At 31.2% G+C, this 237-nt stretch carries 1 protein-coding gene; it reads left to right on the top strand.

All coding sequences use genetic code 11. The features are described 5' to 3' along the window. Nucleotides 1-237, top strand: a 237-nt coding sequence (gene lrgA / locus SB717_RS39385) for an antiholin-like murein hydrolase modulator LrgA (RefSeq protein ID WP_410908751.1), incomplete at both ends; no start/stop codon positions are given.

Genomic DNA, 237 nt, shown 5'->3' with positions numbered 1-237 from the left:
GTTTCTTATCACAAGCATTTATATTCTCAGCTATTATGTTAATTTCAAATATTATTGCAACGCATTTACCAATTCCAATGCCTTCATCGGTAATCGGGTTAGTTATTTTATTTAGTCTATTATGTTTAAAAGTAATTAAATTGGAGCAAGTTGAATCACTTGGAACAGCTTTAACCGGTATTATCGGATTCCTTTTCGTCCCATCAGGTATTTCAGTTATTAATTCTCTTGGTGTAA

The organism is Priestia sp. SIMBA_032 (assembly GCF_046535215.1).
Classification (GTDB): Bacteria; Bacillota; Bacilli; order Bacillales; family Bacillaceae_H; genus Priestia; species Priestia aryabhattai.
Note: the sequence above shows the minus strand (reverse complement) of the source record. Positions and strands in the feature narration are given on the sequence as shown.